The sequence below is a fragment of the Acinetobacter sp. YH12039 genome (assembly GCF_013420015.1).
Lineage (GTDB): Bacteria > Pseudomonadota > Gammaproteobacteria > Pseudomonadales > Moraxellaceae > Acinetobacter > Acinetobacter amyesii.
Window position 1 is genome coordinate 40684 of sequence record NZ_VOZA01000024.1, and the last position, 10802, is coordinate 51485.

8 protein-coding genes are annotated in these 10802 nt (G+C 43.0%); 4 read left to right on the forward strand and 4 right to left on the reverse strand.

The genetic code is table 11. The annotated features are described in order from the left end of the window. The first annotated feature begins 107 nt into the window (after positions 1-107). A complete protein-coding gene (locus tag FTT98_RS11095) occupies positions 108-758 on the forward strand; it encodes a response regulator transcription factor (RefSeq protein WP_078190543.1) in 651 nt (216 codons plus the stop codon). A gap of 427 nt (positions 759-1185) precedes the next feature. On the opposite strand, the gene FTT98_RS11100 is transcribed toward FTT98_RS11095, so the two are convergent. Together FTT98_RS11100 and FTT98_RS11105 are read right to left on the reverse strand one after the other, a co-directional pair. Continuing rightward, positions 1186-1935, reverse strand: coding sequence for a hypothetical protein (locus FTT98_RS11100; protein WP_171525947.1), 750 nt, complete (start codon positions 1933-1935; stop codon positions 1186-1188). A 447-nt stretch (positions 1936-2382) separates the two neighbouring features. Next, complete coding sequence (locus FTT98_RS11105) at positions 2383-5871, reverse strand: PAS domain-containing hybrid sensor histidine kinase/response regulator (protein ID WP_180022766.1); 3489 nt, start codon at positions 5869-5871, stop codon at positions 2383-2385. A gap of 181 nt (positions 5872-6052) precedes the next feature. Here FTT98_RS11105 and FTT98_RS11110 point away from each other — a divergent pair, with 181 nt between their 5' ends. Both FTT98_RS11110 and FTT98_RS11115 read left to right on the forward strand, forming a co-directional pair. Next, positions 6053-6385 carry a DUF485 domain-containing protein gene (locus FTT98_RS11110; protein ID WP_078190540.1) on the forward strand — a complete coding sequence of 111 codons (333 nt, stop codon included), beginning with the start codon at positions 6053-6055 and terminating at the stop codon, positions 6383-6385. A gap of 1 nt (position 6386) precedes the next feature. Next, complete coding sequence (locus tag FTT98_RS11115; RefSeq protein WP_180002715.1) at positions 6387-8102, forward strand: cation acetate symporter; 1716 nt, start codon at positions 6387-6389, stop codon at positions 8100-8102. Positions 8103-8190: 88 nt separating this feature from the next. Here the strand turns inward: FTT98_RS11115 and FTT98_RS11120 are convergent, their stop codons facing one another. Continuing rightward, entirely contained in the window at positions 8191-8565 is a 375-nt protein-coding gene (locus FTT98_RS11120; protein WP_180041964.1) for a hypothetical protein, read from the reverse strand. Positions 8566-8819: 254 nt separating this feature from the next. Between FTT98_RS11120 and FTT98_RS11125 the strand changes: the two genes are divergently transcribed. Beyond that, the gene (locus FTT98_RS11125) at positions 8820-9515 is read left to right on the forward strand and encodes an ion channel (RefSeq protein ID WP_180008803.1); all 696 of its coding nucleotides are present in this window, start codon (positions 8820-8822) and stop codon (positions 9513-9515) included. A gap of 58 nt (positions 9516-9573) precedes the next feature. Here the strand turns inward: FTT98_RS11125 and omp33-36 are convergent, their stop codons facing one another. Continuing rightward, positions 9574-10506: a porin Omp33-36 gene (gene omp33-36 / locus FTT98_RS11130; RefSeq protein ID WP_257220809.1), complete on the reverse strand. Its 933-nt coding sequence runs from the start codon at positions 10504-10506 to the stop codon at positions 9574-9576. Positions 10507-10802: the final 296 nt, after the last annotated feature.

Sequence of the window (10802 nt, forward strand, 5' to 3'; positions counted from 1 at the left end):
GGTGAAAATCTACATTTTAAATGCAAAAAAATAAGTTCTTGCATATCCTTCACATAGCATGTGTGGTTAGAATAGGGTCATTGTGCACAAGATCTCTCACGTTGCTTATGAATATTTTAATCGTTGATGATCACCCGCTGTTTCGTCATGCTTTAATTCAGGCGGTTCGTTATAGTTTGCCTCAGGCGCAAATTCATGAGACTGCAGCAGTCAATGAATGCTATGAACGTCTTGAAAATGGCCCTGAGCCTGATCTTGTGTTATTGGATTTAAACTTGCCAGGTGCTTCAGGCTTTTCTGCCTTGGTACATATTCGCGCACAATATCCATCGATTCCAATCATTGTGGTCTCTGCGCATGAAGAAGCGTCGATTATCCAACGTGCGATTGCACATGGTGCGATGGGTTATATTCCAAAATCTGCGCATCCAAGCCACATTGGTGAAGCGATTCGTCAAGTCTTAGAAGGCGAGATTTGGTTACCACCAAATTTACCTGCCAACATGAACTTTGACCCACGTGCTGCAGATGAAACAGCATTGGCCGAACGTATTCAGTCTTTAACACCGCAACAATTCCGTGTGTTAATGATGGTGGCGGAAGGTTTGTTGAATAAGCAAATTGCCTATGAGTTAGATGTATCTGAAGCAACTATTAAAGCGCATGTAACGGCGATTTTCCGTAAGTTAGGCGTACAAAACCGAACTCAAGCTGTATTGGCAATTAATGCATTGAATATTGAAGAAAAGAAAATCTAAGGATTTTTTCCAAAAAAAAAGACCTCCATCGTGGAGGTCTTTTTTTATGCTGTTTAAGCGATAGAACAATGCGAATTAAACCAATAACTGATATTACGCACCTAAAAGTAATTTCGCATTTTTAAAATGATTTTTAAGTCAGTTCGACGGAGTCTTACATCTAGGGATTAAATAAAGGGATCAGCCTTCGGCTGGAGGTACTTTTGTTTCGGCAAAAGTACCCAAAACCATTGTCATCCGCAAAACTCGTTCACTTGCGCCAAATTATTCAAAGTATCGCAAAAACATTTGTGATTAGAAGTCGTCCTGTCTCAAACACTTGCGGATGACGTTACCGCGTATCGTTCTTTTATTTGAATCAAATTGTGCTTCTGATGTTACTGCGTAACATCAGTTAATACCTTATATAAACAACTTCAACAATAACTTAAGCAATATAGTCTTGCTTAGGCGTCAGATCGGTACAGTACAAAGGGTTGAGCGCACATTGTAATTCATCAATTTGTTCATCGGACACATAGCCGCGCGCTTTGAGATAATCCGCGACACGGTCATCACGTAAACTCAGGAAAGCCGCATCATAAACACCCAAATCCACAAATAGGGCTGCAGTTTCTAAGCTGTTAAAACGATCCAGATAAACATCATTGTCATACATCAGGAAGATATGGTCTTGCTTGGAGTTGGCATCGACATTTAAACGTTGTGCCAATTCAAATGGCGCTGTTTTAATAAATAGTAAATCAGATAATTCATCAAACTGTGTTTTATCCAGCTGGTTTTTGTCGGTTTTGACTTTACCGAGCCACGCTTTAAACACCAAAACCGCACCACCACGCAGTAGCATGCTCCAAATCTGATGACGGGTGTCCAAACCCAAGCCATTGGATTCTGCTTCTAAATTTTGCAGCAGTAGGTCTTCTTGCTCTGCCAGTCGATCGAATAAGCCAAGGCCTTGAGGTTTGTAGGCATTCGGCGCAAAGACATCAAAATTCAGTTCATCAAACACTTGTAACGCGAGAGGAACGGCACTGCGATAGAGCGTTTCCAGCGCTTCGACTTGCACATCACTTAATTTGCTGAACTTAAATAGCTGACGCCAATCGATCTCTGGCAAAATGGCATTGGCACCATACTGACGATGAAACTGTAGATTTTGATCAAAACCATGCGGCATTGTTTCTGAAATATTCACAAGATCACTCCTAATATGCGGGGGAGATCAGCTTCTCAAGTGTTGAGTTATGACGCTTCTTGAATTGGCTTGAAACTGATCAACTTCTTATGAATATTTTTAAAACGAACGGCCGCAGCTAAATATACGACTAAAGTTTTAGTTTTTATTTTTGGTTATAAAAATATGATTTAAATCAAATAGATTTTTAATTGTAACTAAGTGTACAAGTGTTCACTCACGCATTCGATATCTTTTGCCATAGGCAATCTTAATTTGATATTTATGGCTAATAAATAGACGAAATATCGGGGCTATTTTGAATGGTCTTGCCGTTGAGACAAATTTTTTTGCCAGTTAGGTAAGTTTAAGTAAGAGCAAGGTAAACAAAAGCCCATTTCATGTGAATGAAATGGGCTACTTTTCACAGAGCGATGTCCTGTAACAACGCTACTGATTTGAAATTTTTAAACCAGATAACCATGAACGCAGTGAAGCCGGTTTCAATGGTTTTTTCAGTAAGACGATGTTTAACTCTTTTAGACGTTGCGGTAGTTCAGGATCAGAATCTGCGGTAATCAGCGCCACAGGGACATTTTCCTGACGGTTATCTAAAATAAAGTCGAGACCGATCTTGTTGTTATTCAAGTGTTGGTCAACCAACCAAACTTGAATATTTTCTTGTTGAATCAACTCCATGGCCTGTTCAGGTTCAGTGGCTTTAAAGACTTGATAGCCCCATTTGGTCAGTAAGGTCGACATCCCTTCCAAAATGGTTTCATCATTGTCTAAGCACAGAATCTTATAGGCTTTGGTCTTCAGCGGAACCGCTTGAGTCGGTGCAGCGACCACTTTTGGCGCAGCGACCACAGGCACTTCAATCATAAAACACGAACCATGACCAAGTTCTGAGAACACATGCACTGGGTAGTCGAGTAGGCTGGTCATGCGTTGCACGATGGCTAAACCTAAGCCCAGACCCTGTTCGCCCCATGGAGAGGTATGTCCACAGCGTTCGAACTCTTGGAACAACTTAATGCGCTGTTCTTCCGCGATCCCAGGACCTGTATCCCAAACGCCAATACGAATATGTCCTGGACGTGCTGAACGTAGCACACCCACCACAACACGACCACGCGCCGTATAGCGTAGGGCATTGCTGACGAAGTTTTGAATAATACGACGAATCCACTGTGGGTCGGTGTCAATCCAGAACTGAGCATCATGTACGGTCAGTTTGATATTACGCTGTGCCGCAATCGATTTAAATTGCAGTTCAAGATCGCTGAGTAAGTCATGCAGCGGATAAGGCTGACGTTTTGGTTGAATGGTTCCACCTTCGAGTCGTGCGATATCCAAGAGGGCAGAGAGCATACTTTCCGCACCATGCAGCGCACGATCTAGTTGCTGAAGCGTTTTACGATCATCGTCATTTTGTACGCTTTGCTCGAGGGCGGTACTAAACAGGCGAGCAGCATGCATCGGTTGCAATAAGTCATGGCTTGCAGCAGCAATGAAGCGGCTTTTCGACATATTGGCTTTATCGGCTTGCTCACGTGCCAATTGTTGTTCGGACAGGGCATCTGCCAACTGTTGGGTACGGTCTTGTACACGCCCTTCAAGCAAGGCTTCATTTTCACGGAATGCAGTAATATCGGCAAAGGTCGTGACGAAACCACCGCCTTCGATCGGGTTCCCGCGCATCTGAATTACACGACCATCTTTACGAATTCGTTCAAATTCGTGTGCGCTGCCGACTTGCATCCAATGCATACGTTTACGCACATGTTCTTCGACTGAACCAGGACCACATTCGCCGCGTTCAGCGTTATAACGAATCAAGTCTGAAATTGGGCAACCGACATAGACAATGTCTTTTGGATAATCAAACAGTTTGAGGTATTGATTATTCCATGCCACCAAACACATATTTTCATCAACCACGGACACACCTTGAGTCATATGGTCGATCATGGTCATGATCAGGTTTTGGTTAAAGCGCTGCCACTGTGAGGCTTGGTCAAGAATATTGGCGACCTGACCGAGTGCTAAACCATTATTGACCATGGCTGTGGTGAGTAGGGTACGGGCAGATGCCGCACCGATGGTGCCGGCAAGATACTGTTCGGTAAAACGCCACCACATGCCGTTGGCGCTGCTATTTTCATTCAAAACGACATTGTTTTGTGCGCAGAACTGGTTGAAGGCGCGCATAGTTGGACCTTCACCGGTAATGCGTTTTGCCAAAGTAATCAGATCACCTACTTTTAAGCGTGCCACATCATGGTGAATATAGCTGATGTCGTTTGATGTACTTTGAGCCGGGAGGGGCTTGGTTTCATAATAAAAGAAACTTTCGGCCTGAATTTGCTCGGCAACACTTGGACGGAAGACGCGGGAAATCCAAATATAGAGGGTGATATTTAAACCCAGTGCCCAAACTACGCCATGGGTAAGTGGATCGAAAGATTCAAACCCTAACAGTGCTTCAGGACGTAACCAACTCAAGCCTAGCGGACCCTGACTTAAAAGATTTTCGGTAAATGTTTTAAATTGTTCAGGCAGGCTACGCAATACGGTTGGTAATAACAGGGTATAAGCCCACATGCCAAAGCCGACCAACAGACCTGCATATACGCCTTGCTTACTTCCGCCGCGCCAATATAAACCACCAATTAACGCCGGTGCAAACTGTGCCACAGCACTGAAGGCCAATAGGCCAAATACCGATAATTGGTCAATGTCATTGAAGAAATGGAAGAACAAGAAGCCCAATAACATGACCGCTAAAATACATACACGACGTGTGAATTTCAGTACGAGTGGTAGGCGTTTGTCATGACGTGACAATAAGCGTGTACGCCACAGTGCAGGCATGATCAAGTCATTACTGAGCATAATCGACAAGGCCACTGACGACACCAACAGCATACCTGTCGAAGCTGAAAAACCACCGAGAAATGCAAGTAAGGTCAACCAGTCTTGGTTATAACTCAAAGGCAGTGAGAGCACAGCAACATCGGGGATTGCCAAGTAGGCAGGTGCTGCATGCAGCGCCCAACTGGCAATCGGGATGATCGCGATAATAGTTAAAATCAGATAAATGGCAAACCAACGACGAGCACCACGGATATGCTTTTCATCTCGCAGTTCAACCACCGCGACATGGAACTGACGTGGTAGACAAATAATCGCTAATGCAGCCAATAAAGTTTGAATCCAAAAGCTTTCTGGCACACCTTTGAGCTGAACATCTTTAAAGGTGGTGTTGATGTCATGGCTGATTTGAGCCATGTTTTCAGGTGATTCAAAAACAAAGAAAAATGCGACTGCAAGTAGTGCAAACAGCTTGACGAAAGACTCAAATGCCACAGCCAACATTAAGCCGCCGTGCTGTTCAGTATTGGCAATCTGTCGTGTCCCAAACATCATCGCCAAAATCGCCAATACACCAGTCAAAAACAGCACACTATTGGTGGTGCTGGTCAGACCAGCGGTCGGTTCTAAAATGACCGTTGCACTTAGGGCAATTGCACGTAGTTGCAAGGCTAAATAGGGAATAATGGCAATCACGGCAAGGATCGTGACTAATGACGCTAAGGGGCCACTTTTACCATATCGTGCTGCTACAAAGTCGGCAATCGATGAAATGGCATGATGCTGACGGACACGGCCTAAACGTCGCCAAATATCATAGCCGAGCGCAACAAATAGCAGCGGTCCTAGATAGATCGGCAGGAAAATAATGCCCTCACGAACCGCGGCACCTGTTGCGCCATAAAACGTCCAAGATGAACAGTAAACCCCTAAAGTTAGACTAAAGAGAAGCATTCTGCCGCGAGTACTGAGCCTGCTGGCATGCTTTTCACCAAAGAATGCACATACAAAGAGTAATGCGATGTAAAGGGCCAATACCCCGACGATAAGCCAACTATTCATAGAGCCTGCAGCATATTAATTCTCGCTTAATGATAACGCATCCATAGGCTTAGGGAGGTTATTGCTCAAAATTTAACGACCAAAGTCTAAATTACAAGAGATAAGGAACATTGGTAAGTTTAGCTTCGAAATAATTCGAATTAGAAAATTGCGCGCCAAGGTTCGGCGTAAGGAGAACATTATGGATGAGAGACAGGTAGAACAAATTCTACAGAATCCAAAATTTAAGGAAATGGTTAGCCGTAAAAGTAAGTTGAGCTGGACTTTGACGATCATCATGTTGGTGGTCTATGTCGGCTTCATGCTACTTGTGGGCTATAACAAAGAGTTCTTGATGCAATCCGTGAGTGGTGGTGTAACCACGATTGGTATGCCATTAGGTTTGAGCATTATTGTATTGTCATTCCTACTCTGTGGTGTGTATTCGTACATTGCAAATAATAAATTAGATGCATTAAACGAAGAAGCAATGCGTGAAGTAGAAGCAATTACTCAAGAAAAAGGACTTCACTAAGATGAAATGGAATTCATTGAAAGCAACAGCACTGGCGGCTCCCGCTCTGCTCATGTCAAGCATGGCAATGGCAGGACCAGATTTAGGTGAAGCACAGCAGCAAGCGACCAACTGGCACGCAATTATCATGTTTGCCATCTTTGTAGGTTTTACGCTGCTAATTACTAAATGGGCTGCAAAACAAACTACCAACACTGCAGATTTCTATACTGCTGGTGGTGGTATTTCAGGTTTCCAAAATGGTCTAGCGATTGCCGGTGACTATATGTCAGCAGCATCGTTCCTCGGTATTTCCGCAATGGTATTCAGTTCAGGCTTTGATGGCTTGCTGTATTCATTGGGCTTTATGGTGGGTTGGCCAATTGTATTGTTCTTAGTAGCAGAGCGTCTGCGTAACTTAGGTAAATTCAACTTATCTGACGTTGTATCGTTCCGTTTGGCTGAAAAACCAGTACGTACATTGGCAGCAATGAGCTCGCTGGTGGTTGTAGCGTTCTACCTAATCGCACAGATGGTAGGTGCAGGCCAGTTAATCAAATTGTTATTCGGTCTAAACTACAACATTGCGGTTGTGATTGTTGGCTTGCTGATGATGGCGTATGTAATCTTCGGCGGTATGTTGGCAACGACTTGGGTACAGATCATTAAAGCAGTGATGCTACTTTCTGGCGCAACGTTCATGGCATTCATGGTCATGAAGGGCGTGGGCTTCAGCTTCTCTGAAATGTTCTCACAATCTATTCAAGTTTTCTCTAAAGTTCACGAAGTGACTTTGGCAGAAGCGGGCAATATTATGGGGCCTGGTAAATTGGCTGCGAACCCAATTGATGCGATCTCTCTAGGTCTGGCATTAATGTTCGGTACAGCAGGTTTACCACACATCTTAATGCGTTTCTTCACGGTTAAAGATGCCAAAGAAGCGCGTAAATCAGTGGTTGTAGCAACAGGTTTCATTGGTTACTTCTACCTACTGACTTTCATCATTGGTTTTGGTGCGATCCTTTACGTTTCAAACAACCCACAATTCCTTGATGTTGCAAAAATGGCGGTAACTGGCAAGCTAGAGCTTGTTGGTGGTAACAACATGGCTGCGGTGCATTTATCTGATGCATTAGGCGGTGATTTGTTCATGGGCTTCATTTCAGCGGTGGCATTCGCAACGATTCTTGCAGTTGTTGCAGGTCTAACATTGTCTGGTGCTTCAGCTATTTCACATGACTTGTATGCAAACGTATTCAAGAAAGGTCAAACAACGCCAGAATCTGAACTTCGTATGTCTAAAATCGCGACTTTAGGTCTTGCGATCTTCGCGATGATTTTAGGTATCTTGTTCGAGAAACAAAACGTTGCATTCATGGTTGGCTTGGCGTTCTCTGTAGCAGCATGTGCAAACTTCCCAGTACTTGTATTGTCTATGTTCTGGAGAGGCTTGACCACTCGCGGCGCAGTGATTGGCGGTTTAGTAGGTCTGCTTACAGCAGTGACCCTAATTATCTTATCTAAAGCAGTTTGGGTAGATACATTCGCAATCTCTGAAACACCAATTAACCCATTCAATGGTCCTGCTATCTTTGCAATGCCATTGGCATTCATCTGCTGCTGGTTGTTCTCTGTGACTGATAATTCAGCACAAGCACAAGCTGAGCGTAAAGCATTCGATGCACAGTATGTACGTTCACAAACTGGTATTGGTATCTCTGGTGCTTCAGATCACTAATCTGAATCGCCTAAAAAGCCCCTAATAAGGGGCTTTTTTTATATTTAGTGAATGATATGACGCAGAGGTTTGTAGACAAATCTCTGTCCTATTTGCGTGTATAATTTTCTCCATTGATCGACATTTTCCAATGGCCTTGATCATCTTGATAAGGCGAGCGCTGAATGGTGAATTGTTGAGAGAAATTATCCTGACCGATGCTAAAGCTCTGATCACCAAAACTGCTCAAATGGGCTTTTATTCGCGACTGTTCAGCACCACTGAAGGTTTGGTTGGCAATACTTTTTTCAGTATGTTCTTGATGGTAATACGTCACTTCGCCCGACGCTTTGATCACTAATTCACTGTGGTTGTTTTGCCAAGTCCCCACATAATTTTCATGGCCTTTGAGGAGCGGACTGTCTTGTGTACAGGCAGAGAGCATGAGCAGACAGAGGGGAGCAAATACGAGATGTTTTTTCATAATGAAATCTACCACGCAGGAGATTTCTTTAAATGTGCGCCTGAATGCTGAAACTTACAATAGGCTTTTTGAGGCTCATAGGTGATAAAAAAACTGAGGCAGAACAGTAGGCATATGTGATGTTTTTCAGGACACGCTCAACAAATCTTTGCAGTAGAAGAAACTTGCTTCATGCTAATTTAAAATCAATCAGTTGATGATGCTTCAGATTGATCATTTCAGCGCATGATAAAAAAATATAGAGATTGAACATAATGCAAGGATTCGTGGATTTTTGGAAAAGCTTTAGACTTTTACCCTCAGCATGGCTGTTACTGGTGCAGTTTCTGATCTTGGTTTTAACCGCGATTACCCGAGAAAGTCTGTCTTTTCGTGCGCTAATTTGGGTACTTGGGGTGTCGGTACTATTGATCATTGCCAAAGTGATTCGCCAAACTCCAATGTTTACGATTCTAGGACTGAGTTTTGTTGGCTGCGCCGTATTGTTTTCTACTTTGATTATGCTCGGTGTAAATCATCCGAATATTCAAATTATTGCGCATGGTTTTGAAGCCTGTGCGTATTTTAGTGCAGCCTATGGCTTATTACGCTATATGTTTGCCGATCGCTATTTAACCAAAGATGAACTTTTTGCAGCAGGGGCAGTATTTACCCTCATCGCATGGGGTTTTGCTTTTCTCTATAGTATTTGTCAGCTGATTTATCCGGATAGTTTTGTGAATCCTGCAGAGCCGGGCATGCAGTCGTGGTTAGATTTATTATTTTTAAGTTTTAGTTTGCAGTCTGCCACGGGCTTGTCGGATCTCATGCCTGTGAGTGCGCCTGCACGGGTCTTGGCTATGCTTCAAATGTTCTGTGGGGTGATGTATTTGGCTCTCATCGTTTCACGCTTAATTGCATTGCAATATATTGCCCATTTACCGGAACGCCATGAGCCCAAAGACAAATAATGGCAGGAAAAAAAAGGACGCAAATGCGTCCTTTTTGGTATTCAGTATCTAATATGAATTAGAAACGGAATTTAGCGTTTACGCCAACAGTTTGAGTGTCGCCGATAAAGCTTGTTTCAGTCGCTTTAGCTGCTTCATAGTTAGCATTTACATAGCTAGCACCAACTGCAACAGCAGGAGTGATGAAGTAGTTTACGTTCGCGCCCCAAGCTGAGTCTGGAGTACCAGCAAAGCTAGATTCAGCGTAAGAAGCACCAACGCTTAATTTAGGAGTTACGAAAAGATCAGTTTTGAATTGGTAAGCAGTGTCATCACCGTAGATGATGCCTGATTCGAAACCAATTGCCATGTTAGTGTCGTCGATTGCGCCAACATATTTAGCACGTGCAGTGATTGCGTCTTGGTCTTGGCCAATAGTTGTAGCTTCTGCAGCAGCTTTAGCAACACCGTTACCCATAACGTTGAACGCGTCAACAGCAGCTTGGTCAGCAACGCTAGTGTAACCAACAGCAACTAAGAAGTTTTGAGTTGGAAGCGCACCAACTTCTAATGCATAACGGTCGCCGTTGTCTTCTAATATTTTCGATGCTTGGTTTTTAGAATCTAAAATAGTGTGGCTGTAAGACGCGCTTGCATATACAGGAACAACTTTAGTTGGAACATAAGCTTCAGCTTTAGCACCAAAGTTATGAGCAATTACGTCAACACCTTGTGAACCAACTTCGCCGTAGTTGTAAGCAACAGCTACGTTAGAAGCTTGGTTTAAGAATGCAGCTTCTGCTAAAGGACCTTTTGTAGAGTCAACATTTTTGAAGTAGTAAGTACCTTGAACACCACCAATGAAATCTTTGTCATTTGCAGTTGTGTCGATGTATTCTGCTTGGCCTTGAACTTCAAATTGGTAAGCTTGAGCACCGGTCATGGCTAATAATAAAGCAGTGGCTAAACTAAAGCAGTGGCTAAACCGAGTTTTTTCATGATTTTCTACCAGTTGTTACAAATGGATTAAACATTGAGCATTGTATTGTAACAATATATTAAGTCAATGATCCTAAAGGTTATTATTCAGTCTCTGACTCAGATCTTTATTTCATAATAGGAAATTCAGTTTTTACTCTAACTAATAAGTCACTGAAAAAAAATCATTGAGAACAATTAAGTAGGACTTACGCATTGACTGATTCAAAAAAGTATTAAAATACTTTATAAAGTATCTGTGATCAGACGAATTAAACATGCTTCTACAGCAACTTGTACATTACCCATTTATATGGGCTTTCTCATGAC